This window comes from Streptomyces sp. NPDC102259 (assembly GCF_044766465.1).
Taxonomy (GTDB): Bacteria; Actinomycetota; Actinomycetes; order Streptomycetales; family Streptomycetaceae; genus Streptomyces.
In genome coordinates this window covers 258,178-283,749 of the sequence record NZ_JBIWMA010000001.1, presented here as the reverse complement: position 1 = coordinate 283,749, position 25,572 = coordinate 258,178, and the positions used below count along the sequence as shown (strand labels likewise).

Annotated in this window: 30 protein-coding genes and 1 tRNA gene; 7 read left to right on the top strand and 24 right to left on the bottom strand. The window is 65.1% G+C overall.

Going from position 1 to position 25,572, the window contains the following annotated elements:
• Positions 1–21: 21 nt before the first annotated feature.
• Positions 22–1,629, bottom strand: a complete 1,608-nt coding sequence (locus tag ACIRPU_RS01365) for a dynamin family protein (RefSeq protein ID WP_403860087.1) — start codon at positions 1,627–1,629, stop codon at positions 22–24.
• Between the two features lie 321 nt (positions 1,630–1,950).
• Between ACIRPU_RS01365 and ACIRPU_RS01360 the strand changes: the two genes are divergently transcribed.
• A tRNA-Arg gene (locus tag ACIRPU_RS01360) sits at positions 1,951–2,023 on the top strand.
• 179 nt (positions 2,024–2,202) lie between these two features.
• Here the strand turns inward: ACIRPU_RS01360 and ACIRPU_RS01355 are convergent.
• The 12 genes from ACIRPU_RS01355 to ACIRPU_RS01300 form a co-directional block, all read right to left on the bottom strand.
• The gene (locus ACIRPU_RS01355) at positions 2,203–3,597 is read right to left on the bottom strand and encodes a tyrosine-type recombinase/integrase (protein WP_403860084.1); all 1,395 of its coding nucleotides are present in this window, start codon (positions 3,595–3,597) and stop codon (positions 2,203–2,205) included.
• A complete protein-coding gene (locus tag ACIRPU_RS01350) occupies positions 3,597–3,794 on the bottom strand; it encodes a helix-turn-helix transcriptional regulator (protein WP_403860081.1) in 198 nt (65 codons plus the stop codon). The genes ACIRPU_RS01355 and ACIRPU_RS01350 overlap by 1 nt, the downstream gene beginning before the upstream one ends.
• Positions 3,791–5,197 (bottom strand): replication initiator protein RepSA, encoded by a 1,407-nt coding sequence (gene repSA / locus ACIRPU_RS01345; protein ID WP_403860078.1) that lies wholly within the window; start codon positions 5,195–5,197, stop codon positions 3,791–3,793. The genes ACIRPU_RS01350 and repSA overlap by 4 nt, the downstream gene beginning before the upstream one ends.
• Positions 5,198–5,288: 91 nt before the next feature.
• Positions 5,289–5,606, bottom strand: a complete 318-nt coding sequence (locus tag ACIRPU_RS01340) for a SpdD-like protein (RefSeq protein ID WP_403861542.1) — start codon at positions 5,604–5,606, stop codon at positions 5,289–5,291.
• Positions 5,607–5,621: 15 nt separating this feature from the next.
• Positions 5,622–5,777 (bottom strand): hypothetical protein, encoded by a 156-nt coding sequence (locus ACIRPU_RS01335; protein WP_020133124.1) that lies wholly within the window; start codon positions 5,775–5,777, stop codon positions 5,622–5,624.
• An 11-nt stretch (positions 5,778–5,788) separates the two neighbouring features.
• Positions 5,789–5,980, bottom strand: a complete 192-nt coding sequence (locus ACIRPU_RS01330; protein WP_403860075.1) for a mobile element transfer protein — start codon at positions 5,978–5,980, stop codon at positions 5,789–5,791.
• 5 nt (positions 5,981–5,985) lie between these two features.
• Complete coding sequence (locus tag ACIRPU_RS01325) at positions 5,986–6,171, bottom strand: hypothetical protein (RefSeq protein WP_403860072.1); 186 nt, start codon at positions 6,169–6,171, stop codon at positions 5,986–5,988.
• A 15-nt stretch (positions 6,172–6,186) separates the two neighbouring features.
• Positions 6,187–6,855, bottom strand: coding sequence for a DUF2637 domain-containing protein (locus ACIRPU_RS01320; RefSeq protein ID WP_403860069.1), 669 nt, complete (start codon positions 6,853–6,855; stop codon positions 6,187–6,189).
• On the bottom strand, positions 6,855–7,061 hold the full coding sequence (locus ACIRPU_RS01315; protein WP_403860066.1) for a hypothetical protein: 207 nt from the start codon (positions 7,059–7,061) through the stop codon (positions 6,855–6,857). The genes ACIRPU_RS01320 and ACIRPU_RS01315 overlap by 1 nt, the downstream gene beginning before the upstream one ends.
• Before the next feature lie 84 nt (positions 7,062–7,145).
• Positions 7,146–8,504 carry an FtsK/SpoIIIE domain-containing protein gene (locus ACIRPU_RS01310; protein ID WP_403860063.1) on the bottom strand — a complete coding sequence of 453 codons (1,359 nt, stop codon included), beginning with the start codon at positions 8,502–8,504 and terminating at the stop codon, positions 7,146–7,148.
• Between the two features lie 2 nt (positions 8,505–8,506).
• Positions 8,507–8,869 (bottom strand): hypothetical protein, encoded by a 363-nt coding sequence (locus tag ACIRPU_RS01305; RefSeq protein ID WP_403860060.1) that lies wholly within the window; start codon positions 8,867–8,869, stop codon positions 8,507–8,509.
• A gap of 139 nt (positions 8,870–9,008) precedes the next feature.
• Positions 9,009–9,788: a GntR family transcriptional regulator gene (locus ACIRPU_RS01300; RefSeq protein ID WP_355701418.1), complete on the bottom strand. Its 780-nt coding sequence runs from the start codon at positions 9,786–9,788 to the stop codon at positions 9,009–9,011.
• A 30-nt stretch (positions 9,789–9,818) separates the two neighbouring features.
• Between ACIRPU_RS01300 and ACIRPU_RS01295 the strand changes: the two genes are divergently transcribed.
• From ACIRPU_RS01295 to ACIRPU_RS01285, 3 genes are all read left to right on the top strand, one after another.
• On the top strand, positions 9,819–10,271 hold the full coding sequence (locus ACIRPU_RS01295; protein WP_403860057.1) for an NUDIX hydrolase: 453 nt from the start codon (positions 9,819–9,821) through the stop codon (positions 10,269–10,271).
• Between the two features lie 561 nt (positions 10,272–10,832).
• Positions 10,833–12,359 carry an AAA family ATPase gene (locus tag ACIRPU_RS01290; RefSeq protein ID WP_403860054.1) on the top strand — a complete coding sequence of 509 codons (1,527 nt, stop codon included), beginning with the start codon at positions 10,833–10,835 and terminating at the stop codon, positions 12,357–12,359.
• Complete coding sequence (locus ACIRPU_RS01285; RefSeq protein ID WP_403860051.1) at positions 12,359–13,198, top strand: HNH endonuclease; 840 nt, start codon at positions 12,359–12,361, stop codon at positions 13,196–13,198. The genes ACIRPU_RS01290 and ACIRPU_RS01285 overlap by 1 nt, the downstream gene beginning before the upstream one ends.
• A gap of 137 nt (positions 13,199–13,335) precedes the next feature.
• On the opposite strand, the gene ACIRPU_RS01280 is transcribed toward ACIRPU_RS01285, so the two are convergent.
• The 5 genes from ACIRPU_RS01280 to ACIRPU_RS01260 all read right to left on the bottom strand — a co-directional run bounded on the left by ACIRPU_RS01280 (position 13,336) and on the right by ACIRPU_RS01260 (position 19,959).
• Positions 13,336–14,769 carry a hypothetical protein gene (locus ACIRPU_RS01280; protein ID WP_403860048.1) on the bottom strand — a complete coding sequence of 478 codons (1,434 nt, stop codon included), beginning with the start codon at positions 14,767–14,769 and terminating at the stop codon, positions 13,336–13,338.
• Between the two features lie 10 nt (positions 14,770–14,779).
• Entirely contained in the window at positions 14,780–16,882 is a 2,103-nt protein-coding gene (locus tag ACIRPU_RS01275) for a helicase HerA domain-containing protein (RefSeq protein ID WP_403860045.1), read from the bottom strand.
• Between the two features lie 149 nt (positions 16,883–17,031).
• Entirely contained in the window at positions 17,032–17,931 is a 900-nt protein-coding gene (locus ACIRPU_RS01270; protein WP_360861159.1) for a DNA adenine methylase, read from the bottom strand.
• 739 nt (positions 17,932–18,670) lie between these two features.
• A complete protein-coding gene (locus ACIRPU_RS01265) occupies positions 18,671–19,093 on the bottom strand; it encodes a hypothetical protein (protein WP_403860042.1) in 423 nt (140 codons plus the stop codon).
• A 149-nt stretch (positions 19,094–19,242) separates the two neighbouring features.
• Entirely contained in the window at positions 19,243–19,959 is a 717-nt protein-coding gene (locus ACIRPU_RS01260) for a nuclease-related domain-containing protein (protein WP_403860039.1), read from the bottom strand.
• Positions 19,960–20,232: 273 nt separating this feature from the next.
• Between ACIRPU_RS01260 and ACIRPU_RS01255 the strand changes: the two genes are divergently transcribed.
• Both ACIRPU_RS01255 and ACIRPU_RS01250 read left to right on the top strand, forming a co-directional pair.
• Positions 20,233–20,472: a hypothetical protein gene (locus ACIRPU_RS01255; protein WP_403860036.1), complete on the top strand. Its 240-nt coding sequence runs from the start codon at positions 20,233–20,235 to the stop codon at positions 20,470–20,472.
• 543 nt (positions 20,473–21,015) lie between these two features.
• Entirely contained in the window at positions 21,016–21,522 is a 507-nt protein-coding gene (locus tag ACIRPU_RS01250) for a hypothetical protein (protein WP_403860033.1), read from the top strand.
• A gap of 180 nt (positions 21,523–21,702) precedes the next feature.
• Here the strand turns inward: ACIRPU_RS01250 and ACIRPU_RS01245 are convergent, their stop codons facing one another.
• The 6 genes from ACIRPU_RS01245 to ACIRPU_RS01220 form a co-directional block, all read right to left on the bottom strand.
• Positions 21,703–22,158: a hypothetical protein gene (locus tag ACIRPU_RS01245; RefSeq protein ID WP_403860030.1), complete on the bottom strand. Its 456-nt coding sequence runs from the start codon at positions 22,156–22,158 to the stop codon at positions 21,703–21,705.
• 110 nt (positions 22,159–22,268) lie between these two features.
• Positions 22,269–22,571 (bottom strand): hypothetical protein, encoded by a 303-nt coding sequence (locus ACIRPU_RS01240; RefSeq protein ID WP_403860027.1) that lies wholly within the window; start codon positions 22,569–22,571, stop codon positions 22,269–22,271.
• Complete coding sequence (locus ACIRPU_RS01235) at positions 22,568–23,311, bottom strand: GntR family transcriptional regulator (RefSeq protein WP_403861539.1); 744 nt, start codon at positions 23,309–23,311, stop codon at positions 22,568–22,570. The genes ACIRPU_RS01240 and ACIRPU_RS01235 overlap by 4 nt, the downstream gene beginning before the upstream one ends.
• Positions 23,308–23,532 (bottom strand): hypothetical protein, encoded by a 225-nt coding sequence (locus ACIRPU_RS01230; protein WP_403861536.1) that lies wholly within the window; start codon positions 23,530–23,532, stop codon positions 23,308–23,310. The genes ACIRPU_RS01235 and ACIRPU_RS01230 overlap by 4 nt, the downstream gene beginning before the upstream one ends.
• Positions 23,533–23,731: 199 nt before the next feature.
• Entirely contained in the window at positions 23,732–24,040 is a 309-nt protein-coding gene (locus ACIRPU_RS01225) for a hypothetical protein (RefSeq protein WP_403860024.1), read from the bottom strand.
• 12 nt (positions 24,041–24,052) lie between these two features.
• Positions 24,053–24,331: a hypothetical protein gene (locus ACIRPU_RS01220; RefSeq protein ID WP_403860021.1), complete on the bottom strand. Its 279-nt coding sequence runs from the start codon at positions 24,329–24,331 to the stop codon at positions 24,053–24,055.
• 78 nt (positions 24,332–24,409) lie between these two features.
• Between ACIRPU_RS01220 and ACIRPU_RS01215 the strand changes: the two genes are divergently transcribed.
• Positions 24,410–25,168 (top strand): GntR family transcriptional regulator, encoded by a 759-nt coding sequence (locus ACIRPU_RS01215; protein WP_403860018.1) that lies wholly within the window; start codon positions 24,410–24,412, stop codon positions 25,166–25,168.
• The last annotated feature ends 404 nt before the right edge of the window (positions 25,169–25,572 follow it).

Sequence of the window (25,572 nt, the reverse complement as noted above, 5' to 3'; positions counted from 1 at the left end):
GTCAGTGACGGCGGTCACCGGTCACCTCTCCTTCTGAAGTACGGACAGCGCGGCGATGAGTTCGGCCTGGGGTTCGGGGTGGACTTCGAGCCCGTCGAGGGGCGCGAGACGCCGCTCGCGTTCGGCGTGCAACACACGGTCGAGGTGTTCGGTGAGCAGCCGTCCGGCACGGTCGCGCAGCCGCAGTGCCCCGTGGGCGCCGATCCGTTCGGCGAGCCCCTCGCCGGCCGAACGCGCCCTGCGGCCACCCAGCAGGGCGGTGGCGACGAGGGCGGCGACCGATTCCGGATCGGGCGCGGCACCGCGTTCGAGGCCGCGTACCTCGTCCTCGGCGTACTCCTCGAGCTCGCGCCGCCACCGTCGTACGGCCAGGCCGATCCGGTGCTCGGTGCTCTCCGGCGAGCCGTCCTGGTCCGTCAGCTCCGGCGCGTCCGACGCCGGTTCGCGCCGCCAGGCGTCGTCGATGCGCTCGTCGGCGGCGGTGACGGCACACAGCAGGAGTGCGGCGAGGCTCTCCACCAAGGCGTCGAGGAGTTCGCCGGCGGTGCAGTCCAGCGGGAAGGCCCGCCAGCGTTTGAGCGCGTCGCCCGCGAGCACGGCACCGCTCTGCAGACGGCCCCGCACGCGCGTGTACTCGGTGTCGTACGCCGCGTCGACGGCCGAGGTGAGGCGCAGCGCGGCGGCGTACTGCGAGGCGGCGGCGCCCGCCAGCTCGGGCATCCGGGCCTTGAGGGAGTCGAGGACGCCCTGGGCCGTACGGGCCAGCGCGTAGCGGCGCGAGCCGGGGTCCTGGGCGTGGTGGACGAGCCAGTTCCGCAGCGGCGCCACGGCGGTGGCCGGGAGGAGCCCGCCGCCCCAGGCGGACTCGGGCAGTTCGGGCACCGTGAAGCGCGGTACGTCGCCCAGCCCCGCCTTGGTGAGCAGCGCGCCGTACTGCCGGGATACCTCGGAGACGACCTGGTGGGGTACGCGGTCGAGGACCGTCACCAGCATGGCGTCGTACTCCTTGGCGGTGCGGAGCAGGTGCCAGGGCACGGCGTCGGCGTAGCGGGCGGCGGTCGTGACCATCACCCAGATGTCGGCGGCGCAGATCAGTTCGGCGGCCAGCACGCGGTTCTCGGCCACGAGGGAGTCGATGTCGGGTGCGTCCAGGAGGGCGAGGCCCGGCGGGAGGGTGTCTGCGGTCTCGATCCGCAGCACATGTCTGCTGTCCTCGCCGGGCAGCAACAGGTCGTCCGCGGACTCCTGATGGGGCGCCCACACGCGCGTGAGTCGCGGGAGAACCCGCATGCCGCTGAACCAATGATGGTCCTCCGGATGGCACACGAGCACCGGAGTCCGTGTCGTCGGTCGCAACACGCCCGCCTCGCTGACACGCTGGCCCACCAGGGAGTTGACGAGGGTCGACTTCCCGGCGCCGGTAGAGCCGCCCACGACGACCAGCAACGGTGCGTCGGGCTGCCTGAGCCGGGGCACCAGGTAGTCGTCGAGCTGGGAGAGCAGTTCGTCGCGGTTGGCACGCGCGCGTGGGGCCCCCGCCAGGGGAAGCGGGAAGCGTGCGGCGGCGACACGGTCGCGCAGGGCGGAAAGTGCGTCGAGCAGCTGAGGCCGTACGTCCAAGGTCACCACATGCGAAGAATGCCCAATTTTAGGGGATTTATGAAGCATATAGGCATGTCTGCGCGCCGATAGGACACAAGGGACGGAAGGTACGACTGGGACAGAGGCGCAGCGCAGGCATAACGAGTGCACAACACCCGTGGCCCGGGACGCGAAAAGCGATGCACGATTCGCACCTGCCTGCGATTATCAGGACCGCTTCACCGAACCTCCACATTGAGCCACGGAGGCGAAGCAACCGGGACAAGGAACCGGGAGCCCTATCCTTGTCCCCGGCAACGTCACGGATCAGCCCACACCCGGGCAGCACGTACGAGGCCACCACACCCGGCCCCCGTAGCTCAGTGGATAGAGCAGGCGCCTTCTAAGCGCTTGGCCGCAGGTTCGAGTCCTGCCGGGGGCGCAAGTCTCCGCCCTCCCTTTGGGAGGGCTTTTTTGCTGGTCAGAGCACGTGTGGCGCGACACGCCAAAGCCCCGGACCCTCCCCCGATGATCATGGGGAGGGTCCGGGGCTGTCCGGCTGTAACCGGGTTTTCGCGGGTGGCTGTGTCGAATACGTGTCGAAGTTTTCGGCGAGAGGCCTCAGCCCGCGCCGGGCAGCTCGGGAAGATCCCCCGCGGCCTCCAGGCGCCGTTTCAAGTCAGGAAGCTGCCCATCGACGCACCGTGCGTAAGTGGCCAGCAGCACCGGAACGCTGTTTCCGGCCCAGTCGGCCACCTGGGCGGGTGGAATTCCGTCATTGAGCCACTTCGTGAGGCGCGTGTGCCGGTTGTCGTACACCCGCCTGCCCGTGGGCGACTCGAAAACGTGCGGAGGCAGGACAGCCTTCCGCGCGCTGCGCCACGCCCGACGGATGACCGAACCCGCGAGAATGCCACCCGTCTCCCCCTGGAACAGCAGATCGCCGGGCTTGAGCTGTTCGTCCGCGACGTGCTGCCGAAGAATGCGCGTCAGGGCCGGATGCCCCGGCACCGTGCGCGTCTCGCCCTCGGCACGGCCCTTGAGATCACGTTCCTCGTGGATCTCCCCGGTATCGGTCCACTGCTTGCCGACCTCCGGAGTCGCCGTGTGGATCAGCAGCTCACACCACTGGTCCCCCGCACCGACGGCGGGCAAGGTCACGTCCTGCACGCGCATGGCTACGGCCTCCTCCGGCCGCAGGGCGCAGTAGTACAGCGTGGCGAAGAACGCGTGCAGCCGCTTCCCTCCCCGCGGCCGGCGCCGGATCCAGTCGAGGAGGGCCGCCGCATGGTCCGCATTCAGCAAGGACCGCTTGTCCACGGCGTTGCTGGTCCTGGTGACAGCCGTCGACTCCTTTCCCTTGGGGAGCGGATTGGTCCGCAGGACGCGCCGCCGGATCGCGTGCTTCATGACGACGTTGAGGATCCGACGGTGCCGCTTCTTGGACCAGGCCGCCGCCTGCTTGCCGTCGAGGCGCGTGTCGACGGCTCGCAGCACCTCATCGGCCTTGTCCGGTTCCTCCCAGGCCGAGACCGGCAGGGAGTTGCGCTCCACCCACCTGAGGATGGTCACCACGTCCCGCGGGGCGTCCGCACGGCGGGTGGCGTTGAACGCCCATTCGCGCAGCGCGGTCCGCACGTCCACCGGGGCGAACTGGGTCGGCTGGGCACGCAGCAGCGCGATGGTGACCGCTGTCAGCGTCTTGGCGGTGTTCTTCCGGCTGTTGCCGCCGAGCTCCGGCCAACGGGCGTCGACGTACCCGACGGCGAAGGCGTACCAGGTCATCGAAGCCGACTTGGAGCGGTGGGAGACCGGCAGCCCGGTCGCGATGACGAAAGCCTCGCCCTTCCCCATGGCCCGGATCAGTTCGGAGCGGAAGCCCTCAGCGAGAGCAACGGTGCCGAAGGGCTCACGCCAGCGCTTGCCCGCGACAGACCAGCGCACGGCGTACGTGGTCTTCCGAGCACCGTTGTAAGTGAGGATCTTGTAGACCTTCACGTTGTACGTGGTCTCCATCAGGCGGCGTCCTCACGGTCGTCGAGCCAGTGGTCGAGATCGCTCCGCCGGATCCTGAGGTCGCCGTTCGGGAGCTTGATGCAACGCGGTGCACGCCTCTTCGCTCGCCAGTCGTAGAAGGTCGACCGCGAGACGCTCAGCTCTTCGCAGACTTCGGCGAGAGTGAGCATGCTGCGTGACCGGACGGCCGTGATCATGCCGCGCTCCCTTCGCTGAGCAGGGCGTCGCGGGCGGTCTCGCGGTTGGTCTGGAGGTCACGCGCGATGGTCGCGGCGAGGGCGGCTTCACCAGGGGTGTGGCCGTGGCCGGCGTACTGCCAGTCGGTGAGGACGAGGACTGTGTCCGGTTCGCGGTCGTCGAGGCCGAGGACGGACGCCTCCTGTGCGGCCCGGTAGTCGGCACGCTCCTGGCGGAGAGCGCCGAGGGTGGTGGAGTACGTACGCGACTTTGACGAGAAGTGCCCGCGGAAGCCCAGCATGTGAGCCCAGACCCACAGGCGCCGGTCCGGATAGAGACTGTCCAGGTCGCGGCATGCGGTGATGAGCCGCCGAGTGTGGTCGGGTACCTGGTGGCGATCGAGTTCGGAGAGTTCGCCGATGCGGCGGTCCAGGGTGCCGGTGTTCTCGGCGGCTTTGGTGGCGTACTTGGCCACGTACGAGGCAACGGCCTGTTCGGTGATGTCTGAGCCGTCGCCGAAGGCCTTCACCGGGCGGACGTCGAGCTGTCGACCCCATCGGAACGTCCGCGCGGGTTGGTCGTCGACGGCCGGGACCGAGACGGACGTGTACGCGTGCGCGGCGGCGGCACGTACGGCGTCCGTGAGTACGTCGACCGTGGCCCAGGCGGGCGGCGGTCCCCCGGGCCCCTCGGGGCCGTCCAGGCGAACGACAGCGTGGAAGTGCAGAGCACCCCTCTTCTGGAACTCGGCCACCTTGCCGTACGAGACACGCAGGTGGTCGGCGAGTTCCCGGCGGGCCAGGCCGCCGCGGGCGGCGAGTTCGCGGCGGAGCCGGGTGGTGAAGCGCTGCCAGAGCTGTCCGGCGTGGTTGTTGAACAGGACGGCGCCCGCGTAGTCGTAGGTGTCCGGGTCGAGGGCAGTACCGAGGGTCGTGTCGTCGGCCGGGTGGCGAGTGCCGCAACGGCAGACACCACGATCCGGACGGTTGTGGACCGGGCCGAACGAGGGGGCCGTGAGGGTGGCGAAGACGCGCGGGTGATCGCGGACAGCGGCGGGGATGTCTCGCCGATCGTCCCCGGCGAGGCCGGCGCGGATCAGGTGGTAGGTGTCGCCCGCGTAGGTCCAGGCACAGGAGGGGCAGCGGGAGGCGCGTCGGTTGCCGCAGGCGAGGCGGAGGCGTCCGCCGGGCTCGTTCTCGGTGGAGTAGTGGTGCAGGGTCTCGCCGGTGGTCTTGTCTTTGGTGAGGGTCCAACCGGTGAGGTGGATCGGGTCGGAGCAGCCGCCGGTGCGGCGGATCTGGTCTTCCCAGCGGGTGTAGTCGGAGGCCGAGGCCACCCGGAGGATGTCTCCGAGGACGATCGGGTCAATCAGTTGGGCGGGCGTGGACGTCTTCTGTGCCGCAGGTGAGGCCCGGTGGGCCATGCTGGGGGTTCCTTCCGGTTGCGAGATCGATCGGTGGGGACGGCTCCCGGGCGGCGGATGCTTGGCGGTATCAGGGCCGCCCGGGGGCCGGTCAGCGTCGCTTGGCGTCGGAGGCGAGCAGGGAGCGCAGGACGACGGCGCAGACGGCGACAGACGCGCCGGTGATGGCGACGGCCAGGAGCAGCGAGACCAGGACGGCACCGAGGACCAGGACCACAGCCGTGCCGGCGCCGACGAGCGCGAGGGCGGTGCCGGGCGTGAGCTGGACGACTGGACGGGTGGGCACCTGGGCGACGGGCGTCGACGCCGTGGCAGGGGTGCCCGGGGTGATGATCGTCGGCTCGATGACGGCGGGCCGGGACTCGAGGCCGGTCGGGGTGGGCATCGTCGGGATCTTCGGGCGAAGCAGCATGGGCGGGTCTCCCTACTTGACGGCGGTGTCGATGACGGGGGCGAGGAGGCTGTCGGCGATCAGGTAGCCGCCGAGGAGCAGCACCAGGACCAGCCAGAGGGGCGGGCGGAAGAGCTTGCAGCCGAGGTAGCCGACGACGGCGAGGGCGAACCAGAGCGGGACCTGCATGGCGGTGTCTCCTAGCGGACGCGGCAGCGGTGGGTGCGGGCGGCGAGCTGGGCGGCGGTGCGGCTGGAGTAGTCGGCGGACCAGCCGCAGTGGTCGGCAGTGCAGACCGCGGCGTGCACGGTCCGGCCGTTGCGGTCGCGGTGGGTGCCGATCTGCACGGGACCGATCCGCATCACGGAGTGGAAGTTGTCGCGGGCGGGCATGGCGGTCATTCCTTCCGGGCGGTGGGGTCGGGGAAGCTGGCGCGGATACCGGCGGCGGTGGCCGGGTCGGTGGTGCGCTGGGCGGCTTCCTCGGCGAGCAGGTGAGCGAGGAAGGGCCGGTCAGCTGCGGTCATCTCGCGGGCGCTGTCGAGGTAGTCGGCGGCGGTCAGGTCGGCGGGGTCGGAAGTCATCTGTCGTTCCTTCCATCAGGTGAGCTGGGCGGCGATGGCGTCGGCGAGGTGGGGCGGGACGCCGAGGCGGGCGCGCAAGGTGTCGGTGTCGATCGGGGCACCGGTGCGGGCGCGGTAGTCGGCGGCGACCTTGCGGGCGTGGTCGACGAGGACGGCGGGAACCGCGGGCGCCGGGTCGACGGGCGGAAGCGCCGGCGGTTCCTCCACCGGGACGGAGGCGGGCTCCGAGTCCGGCATGGGTTCGGGGGTCGATTCGCGGTCCTCCGCGATGACGGGTTCCGGGGTCGGGGCGGGTGCCGACGGAGTCGGTGTGCCGTGGTCGGCGGAGTGGGCGAGGAGGGTGCCGCCGAGGAAGGCGAGGGCGGGCCAACCGGCGATGCCCAGACAGAGCAGGGCGGGCGGATCGGCCAGGTCGAGGAACCCGGCAGTGGCGACGTTGGCGCCGAGAGAGGCGACCAGGGCGATGAGGAACCAGCACCAGGCCAGCCGCGACGGACCCTCGCTCCGCAGCCGTCGCCAGGCGGCGACCAGGAGCAGGTCGACACTGACCGGGTAGGCCCAGGCCTTCCAGCCGTCTTGTCCGGCAGCGGCGGCCAAGTCGTGCAGGTGGGCGAAGGACAGGGCACCGGCGATCACGGCCTGAATCAGCACCGCGTCGACACGGAGGCCGTGGCGGGCACCCATCAGGACTCCGCATCGGGGCAGATGGGACCGCCGTCGAGGTCGTCGCCGGACGGGAACATGCCGGGCGGCGGCTCGGGCAGCGAGACGGCGAGGGACGTGCTGACGGCTTCCACGAAGTCGAGGTCAGCGCCACCCGTGTCGGCGTACAGGGCGAGTTGGCCGAGGAGGAGCACGGTCCGGGCGAAGTCCTCGCAGTCGGGGCACATGTGGGGCTCTCCCTTCATCAGGCATGGCGGGGGTAGGGACGCGGCGCGAGACGGTCGCGCCGACCGTTGGGGATGAGCGAGAGATCAGGCGGTGGCCGGAGAAGGCTTGGCCGACGGCACTGGATCGGCGGCGCCGGGGCCGGAGAGGGGGGGTCGGAACGACGCCAGCTCGGGCAGGTCCGGAGTCCGGTCGGCGTGCCGGTTGCAGAGGTTCACGGCCTGGCGGAGCGAGGTGTGCGGGGCCCGGATGCGGTGCCAGCCTCCGGAGGAGTCGCCCGCAATGGCGATCCCCCGCATCTCGGCCGGGATCTGGATGGCGGCGAGAACGGCGTCCGGGGAGATGTCGCCGAAGGCCATGTTGGCGGACGTCTCGTCGTTGACGCGGTGGGCGGTGCGGCCGGTGAGCTGGGCGCGGAGCATGGTGATGCCCTTGCCGAGTTCGGAACCGAAGCGCTGCCCGCAGATTTCGAGGTAGATGCCGGCGGCGCGGCCGAGCTGGGCGAGGCGGACCAAGGCGGTGATGATCCGGTCCCGCCGCTTCTCCTCCTCCTTGCTGGCGTACAGGGCGAGCTCGGCAACCTCGTCGACCAGGACGACGACCGGAGTCGGGCGCAGTCCGTCGGGCAGGTCCCAGATGTCGGCGGCGATCTCCGCGTCCGGTACGTCGACGGTGATCCGCTGCTGAGCACGGATGAGCTGATAGACGTCTGCCATCCGGGCCACGAGCGCATCGAGCAACTCGGCGGCGGTGTCGGGGTTGTCGGCCAGCGCGGAGAACCTGCGGGCCAGCGGGAACAGCTCAACCCCTTGCTTGCAGTCGATGCCGACGAGAGCGACGTCCATCGGGGCGAGTCCGGCGACCAGGTTGCGCTGGTAGACGGACTTGCCGGATTCCGTGGCACCGAGGGTGAGGGCATGGGGTATCGCCCGGTAGTCGCGGTAGTGCACCGAGCCGTCCTGTCGCAGGGCGACCGGCACCCGCATGGGCCGGATCTCGGTCGCGGCGGGCATCTGCACCCGCTTGAGCACGTCGTAGCCGGTCATCCGCACCTCCACGACCCCGGACCGCAGCTCACGCGAGTTCACGCCGTACATCGAGAACGAGTGCCGAAGCCGGTCCGAGGCGGCGGCGACGTCGAAGGCGTCCTGGCCGGGACGCAGCTTGAGCCGCAGGACCAGGCCGGTGCGGGTCGGCCGCAGCCGCAGGATGCGCGGCGGGCGGGACTCCGGCATCGGCCGGTTGGTGGCCCGTGCCAGGGCGAGCCGCCATCTCGCGGGCGGCACCGTCAGCCCGCACGCGTCCAGGACGGATCCGTACCGGACCAGGACCCGCAGCGCGGCCAGGGTGACCCCGAAGGCCAGCCAGTACCAGGCGGGGCGCCGCCACCGCAGGAGACCCGCGGTAGCGACGACCAGCACCAGAGTGACCGTGAAGCCGGTCATGATCAGGCCGCCTTCGGCCCGGCGGCGGCGTTGACATCGGCGAGCGAGGTGACCGCGACCGCGCGGAAGGCGATGCCGTGCCGCTTCTGGCCGTTGAAGTCGTTCTCCCAGGGCCGGGCGATCAGGCCGGTGAGCGCGACCGGCGTGCCCATGGCCAGCTCACCGCTGATCCCGGGCTCGGGGACGGTGATGGAAAGAATCTCCACCACCTCGTTCGCCGCGAACATCACGTCGACCGTCATCAGCTTGGATCCGGTCTCGATGTCCATGGCGATCTCGCCCGTACGGCGGTCCTTGACCTTGGGCTGCGGGGTCTTGGCGACCATCACGATCGCGGCGGAGGTGTCGACGGGAATCTGACGCACAGCAGATCACTCCTACATAGATGCTGGACTCCGTCGCTCATGTACATGAGTGACATGAAGAAGAGTGCATCACTCCTATACATGAGTCAACCCGCCGCGAAGAGGAACTCGCGGCGAGCTGCGTGAAGTTGAGCGGGCGTCAGTCGTCGGCAGGGATGCGGTACTCGAAAACGAACTGGTCAGCGGCCATGAGCGTGTCGCACACCTCCACCACGAGACCCGCGGTCGTACGGGCCTCCCGGATCAGGTGAACCACGGGTGCACCTGGGCTCAGCGCAAGCTCCGAGGCTTCCGACTTCGAGGCTGGCCGCGCTTGCAGAGTCTCGACGAACTCCGCGAACTCATGTCCGTGGTCTTCGAGTCGGGCGTAGATGCCACCACCGCCGGGGTTCTCGGCGAACAGCTCCGGGATCTCCTTCACCACGTCCCACGGCAGATAGGACGCGGCGGTCTCGACCGGAATACCGTTGCGGAAGTAGAGGCGCCGGCGGGCCAGCACCTGAGCACCGGCGGGAACACCGAGCCGTTGGGCAGCATCCTCAGGAGCCTCCATGGGCCCGATGTAGAGGACGCTGACCTTCGCGGTGGCGCCGGACTGTGCGGACTCCGCAAGGTAGGCGGCCTGCCCTCCTTGCCGGAGCGAGCGCCGGAAGCGATCGGAGGAGCGGTGCCGCACCGGAGGCCGGTTCTTCACGATCGAGCCCTTGCCGTGCCGGGTCTCGACGAGTCCACTCGCCCGCACCTCGACCATGGCCTTACGGATGGTGCCGCCGGACACGCCGTAGCGATCCACCAGCTCCGCTTCACTCGGCACCATGTCACCGGGCTTCAGAATCCCCGCCCGGATCTGCTGCACGATCTCTTCCGCGATCTGCACGTACCGAGGCCCGGCCGTGCCCCCTCCAGCAGCAGTTCCCATAGTCCTTCTCTGCCTCCTAAGCTCCTCTACATGAGTCAACCACAGGACGCGACACCGCCTCCCCTGCACTCCGTGTCCGTAGCCGGAGTAGTGGTGCGCGAGGACGGCCGCCTCCTGGCGATCCGCCGAGCCGACAACGGCACCTGGGAGCTCCCCGGCGGAATCCTCGAACTCGACGAGACCCCAGAGGCCGGCGTAGCTCGCGAGGTCTTGGAGGAGACCGGCATCCACGTCGAGGTCGACGAACTCACCGGCGTCTACAAGAACATGACCCGCGGAGTCGTCGCCCTGGTCTTCCGCTGCAAGCCTTCAGGCGGCACCGAACGCACCTCCGGCGAGTCCACGGCAGTCTCATGGCTCACGCCAGACGAGGTCAGCGAGCGCATGTCCGAGGCCTTCGCCATCAGGCTCCTGGACGCCTTGGACGGCAACGGCCCCCACGTACGAAGCCACGACGGACAGCACCTCATCCCAGCGGGATAAGACTTTCTCTCCTTCATCAAGGCGGCTCGCTCCGCTCACCGCGCGCGGCCCGGCCCCCGGCCGGGCCTGCGCTCCTGTCTCCGCCCCGCTCCAGCCCGGCCAGCGTCCGTGCCGCGCTCCAAGGGATCAGTCGCCTGATGCAAGAGAAGGGGTACGTCGTGGCTGGGGCGGCCGGTTCCACGGCTTTAGGCAGCCACTTTGGCGCGAGCCTCGAAGATCATGGCCCCAACGTCGTGCTTTAACGGGCAGGTCCACAGACTGCCCGACTCGCCGGAAGCTTACGGGGCCATGATCACTCGCGCCAAAGCAGCTCCAGCCCAAAGCCGCTCCACCGACCGCGAGCGTCGGTGCAGGGCATCGACGCCATTCCCAGAGAACGAAGATTCCTAGAGGCGAGCTTGGGGTATCACTGCCCGCAACCGGGACGTGCCCGCTCAAACGACCGAGCGGTAATCTGCGTTGGGCACTCGCACGCGCCAGCGCCTTCGAACGAACGTCGAGCTCGGGCCTGCCACCACCATACGGTCCGTGGTTCGCCCGACGTGGCTAGGAGTTACCTGGATGAGCTTCGCGTTCAAGCTAGTTGAGTGGCACAGTGCGGTCGGAAAAGCACCAGGCGCCTACTTGCTCCCGGAGCAATGGGATGATTTCGGATTTCAGACACTATTCGAACTGAAGATACGCATCACTCAAGGTGGTCGACTTGTCAAGATAGGACGCCTTCGAATTGCACACCCCGGAATGCAGAGCGATGAACTGCCAGGCATCTTCTCAACCCGCGAACAACTCGACGAAACATTCGATCGACTACCCCAAGGGTATTTCAGTCTCGGCGTCGACGATTCCTACTATTCCAATCTAAACGAGCTGCCGAATGAAATCCGTCATAACCTCTTCCGCGGGTTGAATGATCTCGCATTTAATACTCATCTCTGGCGCCGAGTTCGAGATGCACCCGTTTTGAAACAATCCGTCATGCGCGGGATTGAGAACCGCGAGGCAGAAATCGATCGCCTAGCCAAGATCGCCTACGGGCGAGCCAGGACAGTTCAATACGAGTGGACATTTGAAGCCAAACCAATTGGCGCCTCCAATTCCATTAATCTTCGCTTTAAGGTGGACCCCCACTCCGATCCGCCATCAAATGTTTACGCGCTGATCGGTCGCAACGGTGCCGGAAAAACTAGAATCCTGCATCAGCTAGCGAGTAAAGTTTCCAGGAGCGCGGCAATCATCTCAGACTTGAGCGATGATACTGCGGAGCCAATGAATGTCGTCGCCGTATCATTCAGCGCCTTTGACACTCTCTTCGCCAGCGACACGCGCACTTCGACACTGCTCCCGTTTAAATACGTTGGGCTTCACGCAAGCGGAAATAGAGGAACTTTCCTAAAGCCAGAGGCAGATCAAAAGCGCGAGTTTCTAGAAAGTTTTGAAGTCTGCATGATCGGCACGAGACGGCAGCTATGGCTACAAGCTATGCAGACCCTTAACTACGCAGGATCTGGATTCCTTGAGGGTCGGGAGGATCTGCTGCTGCGAGTCAGTGAGGGCGAGCCGATCAATGAGGTTGCCGCAGAAGCCGAGGAGTTGCTAGAAGAGCTAAGTTCAGGGCACAGAATGGTCTATCAGACGATGACCCATTTGGTCGCAAGCGTCACGGAACGAACTCTCGTCCTTATCGACGAACCAGAAACGCACCTTCACCCACCCCTACTGTCAGCATTGGTTAAGAGCATCTCGGATCTTCTACGGGACAGAAACGGCATGGCTCTGCTCGCGACGCACTCTCCTGTGGTTCTCCAGGAGATCCCCCGCAAGTGTACTTTCGTGCTCCGCCGGCACGGCCGAAGGCTGCGGGCTGATCCCCCGGAGATCGAGACGTGGGGCGAGAACGTGGGTGATCTGACTCGTTCCGTATTCCACCTTGAGGTAACCGCAACTGGTTACTACCGGCGGCTTGCTGAAATGGTTGACTCCGGGGCAAGCTATGAAGAAATTATCGATCGGTTCAATTCAATTGGAACCGAAGCACGTGCTCTTTTGCGCGCCCTGATCGCTGAGCGCCGCTCTGAACTTGAGGGCTAATGCTGCAACTTGACATTCCTGAGGTTACTGTCGCAGAAGCCGCGGCAGCGGTGACGCTACGAATGCGACGTCAACCACACTCCAATAGGATTGACGCACGAACGTCTGACATGAAAACGGCAGAGATGCTGTACCTCGCAGCCGGGCGTGACGGAACGTTGCACGATCTCAGCAGACAACTTCCTGCAACAGGGAGCGATGGAGAGTACCTAGAATTCGCGTACGACGGCGGCTTGGTCACTAGCAAGGCCGGCCGTGATATATATGATCAAATCCTGGCGGGTGCACCGTACGAGCGTTGTCCTTTGTGCGGGCGAGGGATCGCAACAACTCTCGACCACCAGCTACCTAAGAGTGAATACCCAATTCTGGCGATCACTCCAGCGAACTTGGTCCCGGCATGCAACAAGTGCAACCAGAGGAAGTCCAGTAAGGATCCCACAGATGAAACCGAGACGCTCCTTCATCCCTACTTCGACAGCCTAGGAACGAGTCAATGGCTGGAAGCACGGATTCACGAAGATTCGCCAGCTCGTGCCGAGTATTTCGTTAGACCGGGTGGCGACTGGAGCGCTACTTTTACCGATCGGGTAGTACGACACTTTACGTTTTTTGGGCTGCGCCGACAATACGCCCTTGCCGCGGCTGGAAAACTCGCGACTGACAGAATACAGCACTCCGGCCTACTCAAACGTGCCGGGCCAGATGAGCTGCGCCTGCACCTACAGGAGGCCGCAGCGGGATATTGGTCGACTGCGGGTAATACGTGGGAGGGCGCTCTCTGCAATGCCTTGGCTGATAGCCAATGGTATGTAAACGGCGGCATGAACGAAATTTAAGATTGGCCACCCACATGCGGAGCCTCACGTTACTTTCTCCAGCTAATCAAGCTAGCCGAGGAGAACGGGGACTACGCTTAAGCCGCCCCGTCCACTCCATTATTAACACCCGATAGGTGTTACCTTTAGCATCCCTGTTACCTATATTTGGGAGGCTTGAACCGACTCAGTCCAACGCTGTCTTGTGGCATTCCAAGGCTTCTTTGAGCGAGCAGCGTCAGGACGCTGCGGCCCGTTCCCAAGGGGAGCGAAGAAGCCGAGTGGGCGAGAGCGACAGGAATAACGGCGTTGGGATACAACTGGGTCTGCATGAGATCCAATGCCTCAAGGGTCACTCTGAGCGTTGGATACGACTCGTATTTTTCGGATGGAACCTGGATGAAGTCGCCGGCGCTATCCCGACGAGGTTTCTCATATGGATGCCCCCCAGGAACTCGCGGAACCGTCACGACGAGTGACTCTCCGGTACTCGTCTTGTAGATGAAGCGGCGACCGTAGAACTCATCTTTCCCATAGTGATGGTCGGGTTTTTGATTCGTCACATATCGATTGATATAAGGAGTATCCAGCATCATGACGTGCCCGTTTGGGATGTGACGCTCAATTACACGTGCGTGATCGGCGAAGCGGCCGGACTTCTCAATTCCAACCAACAGAGGAGGCGCGATGTCGCGCCGATCCATGGCAACACAAAGTTGAGTCCAATATTCGAGGAACTTGGACTTCATGGGTGCAGCAGGACCGTAGACAGCCAATGGGCCGTCAGTAATAAAGATGCCTTGTGACAGCATCCGGGGTTCCACCCGATAGAAGCCGTCAATGTAGGAAATAAGTAGCAGGCGTTCAGCCATGTTCATGGCTCGCGTGAGAGTGAGTGCATTCTCCCCATCGTCAGTGAACTCCTCGTATCCGCGAAGGACATCTGTTGGGTAAAGCTTCTCCATGCAGTCCGGAGTCGCACATACGCCCCCTGAGGCCGTTACTCTCTGGTCTGACGCTCCACAGGCCGGGCATTTACTCAGAGTTAGAGACGAAGCCGGAGCACCGGGTTTGCCGTGGATGGTCATGAGGGCATCGGTAAGACTGAATGAATTACCGAAATCAGTGATCTCTGACTCAGTGAAACTCCTGTCGAACTCCGCGCGCCAGGAGTCTCGCCCAGTGACTCCTTTGAGGAAAACGTTGGACCCGGGGAGGACGCTGTTCACCGTCTGCGTTATCTGTGCACGTTCCAGCTGACGCGCATTAACAAGTCCTGAGCTGTTGGCCCCTAGGAACTTCAAGATGTCGACGTACACACCGGCGATCTGAATGTAGCCCACACGGACCGACGGGTACCCCGGGCGAGCCTCAACTTCCTGGTTAGAGCCGTCAAAGGCAATGGCAAATGTTGGATCGGGGCGGTCATCTCTGTTTAGATTCTCAAGTGAAGTGAGCCTTTCTGTGATGTGGGCAGGATCACCTACCTCAAGGGCGGGGGTTTGCCAGCGCTCCATCGCTTCGCTGATCGCGGGACTGAGCGCAGTTTGTACATGGCCAATCCGTGAGGCCCGCTCTTGCTCGTAAGGCATTTCATCACCCTCAGGGATTGATAGGAGGAAGACCAGCCGCCTCGCGCGCACGGTTGATCATGGCATGGTCAAACTTCGCGATCTGCACCGGAACGATGTACTTCCCTGAGAATGTCTTCATTCTGGCGTAGCCGCGATCCTCCACTTTCCGCAGGCCATCGGCAAAGACGGCAAAGTCGTAATAGTGACTCAGTTCACGCGTCTCATTGTCAGAGTTCAGATGTGCCACGACCCAGTTCGAGGTGTTTGACAAAATTCGCTTGTCAATGCTCGTTACCTCTTGCGTCGCGTACACAAGGCCCATTTCGTACTTGGCGGCTTCTTTCGCGAGGCGCACCCAGGGGTCGTCCTTTACGGTGGACTTGCCCGCCTTAGTTCGATCAAAGAGGTTGTGAGCCTCTTCAACTACGATCTGAATTGGCGCATTTGGCAAGTTTGCCCTGAATCGCTGATTGGCGCGATCGATGAGCCGGAAAACGAGGCGCTCGGAAAGCATCGTGATGACTCGGTCACTCCCGACGGAGAGGTCAATAATCACCAGCCTTCCTGCCACCAGATCATCCCAAACTTTGTCAGCTAGATCACCGCGACTCGCGGGGTCATGGAAGTCAACCAGTGTCCTAATTCGGTTGATTACCGCGCTTCCTACCCTGGCGTCAAAGACGGCCAGCACTGCCATAAAAGGATCGCAGTTTTGCCACGTGGCGGCATTCACTTGCTGATATTGGGGCGGCACATTGTCGTTCACGACCTCTGCTATGCGTTCCGATAGCCACGTAACAACCGTCTTGGCCTCCGCAGGGGAATGGACAGCGCAGAGACCATTGTTGGAATTTACCAACTCGAGGATGCTCGGTCGATCCTTTTCAAACGCGGCCCGGGTGGCCTTATCCATCTTGAAACGGAGAGTAAAACCTGGTGCAGACCCTGGGTAGCTCGCCTTGGCAAGCAGAGCATAGAATGCAAGTTTGCCCCTTTGGACATCGCAAAGGGTGTCGTAATATTCGCGCTCGCCAGCAGGTCCGACGGGATAGTCGTCACGATCGGGTTCCAGCAGCCGAGCTGTCTTGAACGCGTTAGCATATGACGCGCTCATGTCCGCAAGTGAATCCCCCAGCATCTCCCATACCATGGGAAACTCATTCGTGTCATGAAAGTTCACAGCCAGGGGGAATTCCTGGCTATCGTCGGGATCGGGCTTCATCTTGTAGATCCGGACGCGATCGCCGCCGATACCCAGCAACCGAAGGCCAGTTTTGTCCTGCTCGTTTACGTTGGCGTATTCACCCTGTGGATCAAAAATAAGCTGACCGATGTTCTTTCGAGTGCGCGCTGCATGTTCGAAGACGGCCGTGCAAAGGGTCTTATTGGTGTTCGACTTACCCACACGTGTCATACCGAGGACCGCGGTCTTTCGCGAGATGAAGTCGGTTACGCGAACCTTCACGGGGACATTGTCCATCTTTGCAGCTACCGCGCGGCGGCGCGTGGAAGAGAAACGGACAACACCAATGTCGATCAGGTCAGGCTCTTCTTTCTTCTCGATCTCTTCCGATGTTTTGTCAGGATAAGAAGCGATGAAGGAGAGCACTTCCGCTGAGGGGAGGTATACAAAATAGCGGGCACCCGAGTACACGTTGTCGATATCGGCGCCCCACTGTACATACGGCTGACGTGCAACCAAATCCGAGTAGAAGGTCCCAAGTACCTCGCAGTCAAAAGCGGACATCTCGATCTGGCTTGAGGTCAGGTTATCGATCACGTCTTCCGGTCGCTGATCGCGAACATCTGCGGTGCGCATGGCCGCGAGCCGCGTGGCGATCAATTCGCTCTCATTGGGCAGCGCAGCGGTTCCCCGGACGCGGAGCAAGATAACTTCGTCTTCGTCCAGCGGGGCATTCGTCTCTTTAGTAGGGACCGTGGCTGCCGCCAGGAGGAATCCGTTGCGCGGGATACCACCCGCTTCCCTCTTTACGAAGTCGTCGGTGATGACGATGGCCTTGTCATAGTCAAGGTGGTAGATCCCGCCCAGCCTCTTAGCGCCATCGAGTAGCGCCGTCAACGGGTTCCCGCCAGCTGTGGCCGCTCCAGCAATACCCGATAGCCTGGTCATGTGCCCTCCCCTAGAGCTAGGTCCGGCCTGCCTACCAGACAGAACCGCGCCTGCGCAGGTGTGACCTGACGCCGGCCTAGCGCCCCTGCGCCTCCGACGACTTCACATCGAACGCAGAGGGGCCCCAGTTGAGGCTAGTCCAACTCGCGCTAGTTGGCGGGCTCTTGTAGATCTAGGACCCTGTAGTCGTCCGAAGGCGGGATCGTTGGGAGGTTCGTCACGAGCAACTCGTCCTTGACGGTGCGCTTTTCGGAACCCGCCGCGGTGTACCTGTGAGAGACGTGCAACGTCGTCTGCCCCTGCTGATCGCAGTACAGGTCGCGTACCGCTCCATGGTCGTCGTAAGACAGTAGCCAGCGATAATGAGTGTCTGTCAGCAGAGCCGAGGCGAGGGCGCCGTGTTCCCCGCTATCAAACGACCACTCGTACAGCCACAGGGCCTTGTCTACGTATGGTGGATCCAAGTAGACGACCACTTCGTGATCTTCAAGGAACCCGAAGCGTTCGGAGACCCTCTGTAGGGTAGTTCGCCAGTCAGCCTGCCAGACATCCAGTAGGCGTCCTGTCGAGGCCAGTTCGGCCACACCATTGATCCTTCGGGTCAGACCCTCCAGGCCGAATCGGCAGTCAATCGTGTACTTCGATGCTTGAGCACGCCCGCCGATGGGTCCCGCCCGGCCGTGGAGGATCCCCGAGAAGGTCGTGCGATTCAAGAAGAGGCACTTCAGAGCACGATCTCGTCGGCTGCGAGGACTGGCGGCACGCCAACGGTCCCACTCCTCGACCGTTATCGTCAGCTCATGCATGGAAGAGATCAGCCACGACGCATCGAAGGCGGCTGTCTTCCAGAAGGCAGCAACCAGCGGGTCGACGTCTGCCAGGATGCCGTGCTCAGCCACTCCTGCGCCGAGTAGCCTCAAGGTCGTCGTCGCGCCTCCGCAGAACGGCTCCACTAGCAGGCGTGGGGGGGGAATGTTTGCGGCGATGAGACCCTCGATGACAGGTACCAACTGACGCTTGGCGCCCGGGTATCTGAGAGGGCTGATCACAGAGCGACTGAAGAGTGACTGATCAACAAGGGGCTCAGCCTTGTCCAACACCGCTTCCGGCGGCCACGAACTGCGGCGACGTGTGACACCTCGCTTTATCCCCATCGGATCCTCTCTACCTCCATGCCTATGACGAACCAACTAGTCTCGTCGACACGGTTACTGTAGCGGTCTTCCAGCGTTCCCCCAGGTCAGATGCTCAATTTCGCGGCCGCCCCGCACGTCCAGGCATCTTCGTCGGGTGTCGCAGCCTCCGAGCTCCGCAGCCAGCAGACAGTACGCGGCACGACGCTCTTGCGTAGCCCCCGCGAAACCACGCGGAGACCGCCCGGCGACACTTGCCAGAACCAAACTTTCCCGTTCGGCAGATGAGAGAGCTCCCAAGGAAGGTGACCAGGTCTCGTGGACTACCTGTGGACTGAGTTCAGCCGATTGGCTCCCCGCCCAACCTTGACCAGCAGCATTGTCTGAGAACCAAGCGGCCTCCGGAGCCGTGTGCGCAGGTTCGAATCCTGCCGGGGGCACCTTGGATCAGGTGCCCAAAGACCCCGCCACCAGCGCTTTCGCTGAGGACGGGGTCTTGGCGTATGTGCAGGCGTGTGCGACCCGAAGCGGCTCTATGCCGGGGTCTGTGGACGAGGCGTGGACGGGATCTTGGGGCGTTCCCCCAGGTGGGCCCACCAAAGCGACGCAGCCCCGGCCGAGTACGGGGCCGCATCGCGAAGCGGTATCGGTCCCCCTAGTCGGCGGTGACCCCCCAGTAGCCGATCTGCGCAGGCCTGCCGTCGCGGTAGAGCACTGTGCAGTTCCCCTGGGCGCGGCTCGGGAAGCCCAGTTGCTCGGAATCAAGAGCTGCGTCCCACTCCTCGTAGGTGGGCCGGCCGTGAGGTGCCCATGCACGCACCTCCCCATCGGTCAGGGGCCGCATGAACGGACCGTCATCGGTGTCCGCGGCTTCGATCATGAGAGGAAAGTCGAGCACGGTGCACGTGCCGCCGGTGAATATGTACTCCTGCCACTCCGGGTCGCGCCACAGTTCCTCGACGGACTGCCCCTCGAAACCGTGGTTGTCCTGCGCCAACTCGTCCTCCTGAGCCTGCCGGAACGCGGCCACCAGATCACGCTGATACGGGCCCGTGTGGCTCCACTCGTTTCCGCCCATCCGTATCCCCTCCCCATCCGAACTGCTTGATCAGGAGCGGAGCGTAAAGGACGGCACTGACAGGGCGTCCACCCCGGCGCCGGTCACGCCCCGAAGGCTCCCCCACAGCTCCCATGGAAAGGGCCGACACTTCACCGAGGAGAGCTTGCTTAGGCCCCTATCCACGCTTGGCGATGACGGGCGACGTCGTACACCTGCTCGACCTGTTCAGTCGTCAGCACCCCTGAGAGCGGCGCCAGTGCCGACACCTCACGCTCCCGGTACACGCGCACACTGAGCTGCGTGGCGACCACCTTCAGATCGGTCACGCCGACGAAGACGAGCACCGGCTCCACCGGTACGGGAAATCCGCAGTAGCGCTCAAGCACTCGGGCTACCCGCTTGGCTTCAGCCCGGCTCTTGCGCGCATAGGGCGTCGGCTTTCCGTGATCGACCTTCACGGAGTCGTCGCCGACCCATACAGCCCTTTTGTGGTGGTGTTTCGTATTGATGCTGAATACGCCACCGGGCCCGATCAGCAAGTGGTCCACGTCCACCTTGTCGGCCAAGAGGATGGAATGCAGGACGCGCCAGCCGTGCCGCTCCAAGCGGTTCAGCTCGGTTCCCACCCTCTGCTCGCCCTCAAGGCCCTTCCGCCAGGAGTCCCATTCGGCGGGGCGCCGCAGGAGCTGTGAGACGACTCGCTTGATCAGGCCTGGCCCGGATTTGTCGAGCAGAGACTCGCCGGGACGGTTGGCGGACAGGTCGTCGGCCGCCGTCAGCGGCGGCAGCATCGGGGGCGCCTCAACCTCGAGCGTCCTGGGCGTCTTCTGCGGCGGGACCGGTTCGGGGTTGTTCCGTAAGTGATCTGTCAGCACGGCGATCACGTCGTCGCGATACTCGGCGACCAGGACTGTGATTCAAAAAAAGCCGACAAAATTGTGGCCCCTAGTAATCGGTATCGTCGCTGGTCTTGACCCAGATCGTCAGGTTGGTGTCGACGGCAACGGCGACAAAGCGCCGGGGCTGGGCCGTCCCTGGGCCGTGCGAAGCCGACCAACGCTGACAGGCGCCGTCGCGACTGGCCCGCGGTACGCGATGCTTGGGGTATGGCCTCTGAACCCAGCGCTGCTCCGTTGATGACCACTCACGTAAGTGCAGTGACCGACGGAACCACCAGAGTCTTCACGTGGGAGGAAGGTACACGCATCGAAGTCCGCAATCTGGGCGGCGAGATCGTCATCGAGGCGAACTCTGCCGGGTTGAAGACCCTGGCCAGCCACCTCATCACGCTCGCCCAGGACGGCACGCCGGACGGCGCTCACCTCCACCTGGAGGTGGACAACAGGCTCGAAGAGGGCTCCGTAGGCCTGGTCTTGGAGCGGTGCGACGACGAATGACTCGTGCCAGACACGTGCCAGATCGGGCGGGGAACCGCGGGGAACAGCGGGGCACCGATTGACCCTTTACTACGCACCCGCGTCGCGCCGCCGCAGGTCAAGCCCGTGGCAAGCCCCAGACGCCCTGAGCTTCCCAAGCTGATAGCTCGCGCTCCGTCGTCACGGGGCCGGCCGTCGCGGGTTGCTCCGGTCGACGGCGCAAGCCAGTAGCGTGGCTGAGGCCGGTGGGGGTGCAGCGAGGCATACGCAGTTGGTCGACGCACCCGCCATCGTGGCTGACTGTCGTCGGCTGAGGCTTGTGCCACTGCCGTGCCAGATGCAGCGGTCAGCCACGGTCAATCGGGGTGTCTGGCAGTTGAGTTGCGGGGCATCTCGCCAGGCATCGAAGCCGCTGGTCACCGGCCCTACACTCCAGCCTCTCTCCTAAAGCGGTAATGCCCACGCAGCCCAGACCACGGCCCCGCTACGCCAGCGAACTCATCGAGGGCCCCACTGAGTGCCGTTGTCGGTACGGTCGTCGGCGACTGGGCCATGCTGCCCGTCATGTCACGACGACTTGGAGGCATTGTGTACCCGTTCGCTGCGATGACGGCCAAGAAAGTTGAACCTGCCCTGCGTGAACTGCTGGAGCTGTGCCGGCGACGCGAAGGCCGACCTGCTGGTGCACACGCCTTGTTCGAAGCGACCTGCTCCATCGGCGGCGACAACGACACGTCCTACGTCCGGGTCAGTGTGGAGAGGCTCCCCCGCGACTGGGTGGAGATCTATGTGTATGCGTGGAACGTCGGCCACGACCTGGCCCGTTATGTCGGAGGTAACCCGCCACCGAGTTGGAACGACGAACTGCTCCGACTGCGCGGACCTGTGAGCCCGCACCAAAGCGACTCCAGCTGGCGCGTCGCCGAAGCGCTCTGTGCTCTGGTCGGAGGCACGAACGTCACCAGGCCAGAAGACGGCCTCGCGTCTTTCTCTCTCACACTGAACAGCGCAGTCGCCCCGAAACCTCCTGGCGAACAGTCATCCAACGCGCCGCTGGATCCGCCGAAGTAGTCGTCCGACCCCTTTGCGATTGATGAGACCCCGCGGGGTCACCGTTGACTATCCGCATTGGCCAACGACTCCTCGCCCACACGGGCCATCCGCAGACAGGCGAGCCGGAACAGGCCACCACTAGCTCCTGAACTGCTGGGGAACCGCCGACGCTGGTCGACGGGACCCGGTGGCGCGGGGTCAGCAGGCGTCGTACTTCCAAGCGCCGCCCTCGACCTTCCACGGCTGCCGCTGCTGGTCGAACTTGGGCAGGCCCTTCACTTTGTACGAGACGCGGCCCGTCCCCCCCGAAACCGTGGCGTGCACGTCCGTCGCCGGATGGTCGGGCCCGTAGCCCTCCGCCGCCTGGTCCGCGGTGGCCGCGTACGTGGCCGGGTCCGCCTTGGCGCGGCAGCGCTTCGACAGGAAGGCGTACGCCGCCTCTCCGGCCCCTCCGAAGTAGAGGTTCACGTACGTGTCCGCGACGCGCTCCAGGTCGACGGCGCCGGGCGCCGCCGGGGTGGTGTCTGTCGCCGTCTCGGCGGCCGCGGTGGGGCTGCTGCTCGGGGTGCCGGCATTGTCGTCGCCGGACGAGGAGCAGGCGGCGAGGGTGGCGAGCAGGGCGGTGGTCAGTGCGATGGTGGCGCGGGTGCGCATGTGTCCCCCATGAACGGTGTGCTGGAGGGGGCATGGTGCCACGCGGGCATGGTTGGGGCCCCGCCGGGGGAATTCGGCGGGGCCGTGGGAACCAGTCTGCGGCCGCTGTTTCAGAAGCTGTGCGGTTCGCTCACACCCAGGAGGTGACCGCGGCTGGTTGCGATCCGGAGCACGTCTCGAAGGGCTCCGGTCAGTTCCCCGGTCAACCGTCGTAGGTCCTCCGCGTCCGCGTCCTGGTCGTCGAGGGTGTCCGAGGCGTGCTCCAACAGGATTGCGACCGTATCGAGTTGGTCCGCTTCGATGTTGTCCGCCAGGCGGGACATGTAGCCGCCCTTGTCATCCGTGCTCAGGTAGCAGGGCTTGCCCTCCGGACCCGACCACGGGAGGAGGCGCAGTTCATTCTGTGCTGTCATCCTGACGTCTGCCTCTCGTCGGGCGTGCTGTGGGTGGTGAAGACTGCGTCGGCTCGATCCCCTGGGAAGACCAGAAGGGCCGCCTCGACCACTCGGCCGGTGGGGTCGGTCGCGACGCGCGTGATCGCCAGAACTGGCGTGGCGGAGTTGGTTCGCAGGGTCGATGACTCGTCCGGCGTCGGCTGGCGGGCGCATACGGTTTCCCGGACTGCAACCGGCGGAGGGCCGAGTACGGCGAACCTCTTGACGGCCTCTGGGCATGAGGATTCGTCGTCGAGCACTCCGGCCGGCGCCAGGTCGCGCGGGATGTAGATACGGGCCAGTGCGTGCGGTGACTCCCCCTCGTGGCTGACGCAGAAGAACTCCGCGAGTGGACTGCCCGTTGGCACCCTTAGCAGGGTCGTCAGGTGTCCGTCAGCCTGAACCGTGGCAGTGCGAACCGTGACGCGTAGAGCCGCTTCAGCGGCGGTCCACGGATCCAGCGTCCCCCAGCCGCCGACGTACATGATCCGGCGGAGAGGGCGGCGGACGAAGTTGCCTTTGCCGTGAATCTTCTCGACGAGGCCTTCGCCCTGGAGCACCGAGAGAGCACTCCGCAGCGTCGCTGTGCTGACCTTGTACTGACCCGCCAAGCCGGTCTCGGACGGAAGTCGTTCGCCGGGCTTGAGGTGGCCGGTCGTGATTTGGTTTCGGAGGTCGTCAGCGATGTCGTGGTGGCGAGGAGGCACGGACCGGGTCACCACCGCCTCATCATTCGCACGGCAGCGAACCGAGTGCGCGTGTGTATGGTCAGCAACTCGCCCGAGTCGAAGAGGATTTGCTTCGCTCCCTGGGAGAGCTGGAAGAGATCCTGCACCCGGCAGGCCCGGCCTCCGAGTTGGATGATGTCGCCGCGCTGCACGGTGGCCGCGGTCACCTCGACGTTGGATGCCAGCGTGCCGACGGGCACTCGTTCTCTCACCGCTGCACCTCCGTGGGCTTCGTCCGGCCCGGCATCGAATGACACGAGCAGTCGCACGCCTCGTAGACCACCGGGAGGTCGACCGGCGCCGAGGCCGGGGAGGACTCCGCGCAGGTGTCGTGGGTGCCGATCCGGCATGCGGTTGATCGGTAGGGAACGACCGAGGCGTCCGTTACGCGGGTCCGTCGACGGGGAGACATCAGTGGACCCCCACCAAGGCCGACCACGCGTCGGCCGACAGATACGGAGCGACTACCACTTCGCGCGCTCGCACGCGCTTCTCCCAGGCCAGTACGTACGGACGGACGAGCGCGACGTCCTCACCCCTGAGCGGTTGCCGGTGGTCCACGTCGTCGGAGGCGCGACGGCGGGCGGCCGTCGTCCTGTCCGGAGACAGGGAGGAGGCGGGGGTCGACGGCCCGGGGGTCGTTAAAGGGCGGCGGTGCCTGCCCCTGGGGAAGTACCGCTCTCTGGTGAGCGAGACGGCACGGCGGATACGGTTGAGCACGCTGGTCAGCTCCTATCGCTGATGGCCCGGTCCCCCGACATCGCCCGTCGCGGGGACCGTTTTGCGTACGACCGCCCAGAGGGTGCGGCCGTTCATGCTGGTGGCGAGGAGGCCGAAGCGGTCGGCTTCCGCCACCACGTCCAGGACCTCCCGCCATGACTCGGCGGAGAGCTCGTCCGGCACCTCCGCTTCCACCGACGTGTGCCGGGGGTGTTGCTCCACTCGCGTGAGCAGCCCGAGGGCGGACAGCCGGGCGGCGAGGGCCGCCGCGCTAACTCCCGAAGCGGGCACAGGGCAGCCTCCGTCACCAGCGATCACTTTGAGTGAAGCTAGTTAACTAGATTAGAGCTAGTGGACTAGATTTTCCATATGTCTGAGCAGCCGCCCTATCTCCGCATCGCCGACGAACTCCGACGGCGGATCGCGGAGCACGTGTGGGAGCCGGGGGACCGCCTGCCCTCCCGTGCCCAGATCGGCGAAGAGTGCGGCGTGGGCGAGAACGTGGTCCGCCGGGCGCAGGAGTTGCTGATCTCCCAGGGTGTGCTGGAGGGTCGCGCCGGATCGGGCACCTACGTCGCCGAACCCCGTCAGCGAGTGCGCGTGGTCCGTTCCTCGGCGCGCGAGCAGCCCGACGGATCACCCTTCCGCGCGGACATGAAGGCCGTCGGCAGACAAGGGGACTGGGAAAGTCGTACCGACGCCAAGGTGCCGGCACCCGCGGAGATCGCCGCACGGCTGGGCGTCGCCGAGGGCGAGCTGTGCGTCCGTACGACGTACGAGTTCCTGGCGGACGGCAGGCCCGTACAGCTGTCGACAAGTTGGGAGCCGTACGACCTCACGGCCGGCACTCTCGTCGTCCTGCCCGAGGGAGGGCCGCACGCCGGGTCGGGTGTCGTGAACCGCATGGCCGCTATCGGCATCACCGTCGGCCACGCAGTGGAGCAGCCGGAGCCGCGGCAGGCGACCGCCGAGGAGGCGTCGCTCCTGGGCATCCAGAAGGCCGCGCTCGTCACGCACATTCGGCGGACCTACTACAGCGACGAAGGGCGGCCGGTGGAGACGGCGGACATCGTGGTTCCCGTCGCCCACTGCGAGATCGTCTACGAGATCCCGATCAACCGTCCGTAGCGGCTGACCTGCGGGACCCGGGAAAGCAGGTCTGCGGGCATCGCGACTACCGTCGGCGTCGGATGTACCAACCGGCGACCAGCACGATGAGAATGGCAACGACGAAGGCCCACACGGTCGTTGCTCCGTGGTACGAGCGGTAGGCAATCAGAGCATGCATGTTCAGGCGGATACCCCGGGCGTGTGGCTTCAGCCGACACGCGTCGCCCGCCCCTCTGCCGAATGCGTGTCGAAGTCGCCAAACGTCCGAACACCTCGCCCGGAAACGACCAGGTCAGGCCCACCCATCTGCCGGTCAGCTCAAGCGCCTTCTAAGCGCTTGGCCGCAGGTTCGAGTCCTGCCGGGGGCGCAAGTCTCCGCCCTCCCTTCGGGAGGGCATTTTTGCTGGTCAGAGCACGTTTCC

What these genes read in the sequence shown, in the direction of transcription:
- ACIRPU_RS01355 (WP_403860084.1), bottom strand. Translation starts at nt 3,597, where the DNA reads ATGGAGACCACGTACAACGTGAAGGTCTACAAGATCCTCACTTACAAC.
- ACIRPU_RS01250 (WP_403860033.1), top strand. Translation starts at nt 21,016, where the DNA reads ATGTCACGACGACTTGGAGGCATTGTGTACCCGTTCGCTGCGATGACG.
- ACIRPU_RS01240 (WP_403860027.1), bottom strand. Translation starts at nt 22,571, where the DNA reads ATGACAGCACAGAATGAACTGCGCCTCCTCCCGTGGTCGGGTCCGGAG.
- ACIRPU_RS01295 (WP_403860057.1), top strand. Translation starts at nt 9,819, where the DNA reads ATGAGTCAACCACAGGACGCGACACCGCCTCCCCTGCACTCCGTGTCC.
- ACIRPU_RS01325 (WP_403860072.1), bottom strand. Translation starts at nt 6,171, where the DNA reads ATGACTTCCGACCCCGCCGACCTGACCGCCGCCGACTACCTCGACAGC.
- ACIRPU_RS01350 (WP_403860081.1), bottom strand. Translation starts at nt 3,794, where the DNA reads ATGATCACGGCCGTCCGGTCACGCAGCATGCTCACTCTCGCCGAAGTC.
- ACIRPU_RS01280 (WP_403860048.1), bottom strand. Translation starts at nt 14,769, where the DNA reads ATGCCTTACGAGCAAGAGCGGGCCTCACGGATTGGCCATGTACAAACT.
- ACIRPU_RS01330 (WP_403860075.1), bottom strand. Translation starts at nt 5,980, where the DNA reads ATGCCCGCCCGCGACAACTTCCACTCCGTGATGCGGATCGGTCCCGTG.
- repSA (WP_403860078.1), bottom strand. Translation starts at nt 5,197, where the DNA reads ATGGCCCACCGGGCCTCACCTGCGGCACAGAAGACGTCCACGCCCGCC.
- ACIRPU_RS01315 (WP_403860066.1), bottom strand. Translation starts at nt 7,061, where the DNA reads ATGTGCCCCGACTGCGAGGACTTCGCCCGGACCGTGCTCCTCCTCGGC.
- ACIRPU_RS01320 (WP_403860069.1), bottom strand. Translation starts at nt 6,855, where the DNA reads ATGGGTGCCCGCCACGGCCTCCGTGTCGACGCGGTGCTGATTCAGGCC.
- ACIRPU_RS01310 (WP_403860063.1), bottom strand. Translation starts at nt 8,504, where the DNA reads ATGACCGGCTTCACGGTCACTCTGGTGCTGGTCGTCGCTACCGCGGGT.
- ACIRPU_RS01285 (WP_403860051.1), top strand. Translation starts at nt 12,359, where the DNA reads ATGCTGCAACTTGACATTCCTGAGGTTACTGTCGCAGAAGCCGCGGCA.
- ACIRPU_RS01290 (WP_403860054.1), top strand. Translation starts at nt 10,833, where the DNA reads ATGAGCTTCGCGTTCAAGCTAGTTGAGTGGCACAGTGCGGTCGGAAAA.
- ACIRPU_RS01335 (WP_020133124.1), bottom strand. Translation starts at nt 5,777, where the DNA reads ATGCAGGTCCCGCTCTGGTTCGCCCTCGCCGTCGTCGGCTACCTCGGC.
- ACIRPU_RS01215 (WP_403860018.1), top strand. Translation starts at nt 24,410, where the DNA reads ATGTCTGAGCAGCCGCCCTATCTCCGCATCGCCGACGAACTCCGACGG.
- ACIRPU_RS01300 (WP_355701418.1), bottom strand. Translation starts at nt 9,788, where the DNA reads ATGGGAACTGCTGCTGGAGGGGGCACGGCCGGGCCTCGGTACGTGCAG.
- ACIRPU_RS01275 (WP_403860045.1), bottom strand. Translation starts at nt 16,882, where the DNA reads ATGACCAGGCTATCGGGTATTGCTGGAGCGGCCACAGCTGGCGGGAAC.
- ACIRPU_RS01265 (WP_403860042.1), bottom strand. Translation starts at nt 19,093, where the DNA reads ATGGGCGGAAACGAGTGGAGCCACACGGGCCCGTATCAGCGTGATCTG.
- ACIRPU_RS01245 (WP_403860030.1), bottom strand. Translation starts at nt 22,158, where the DNA reads ATGCGCACCCGCGCCACCATCGCACTGACCACCGCCCTGCTCGCCACC.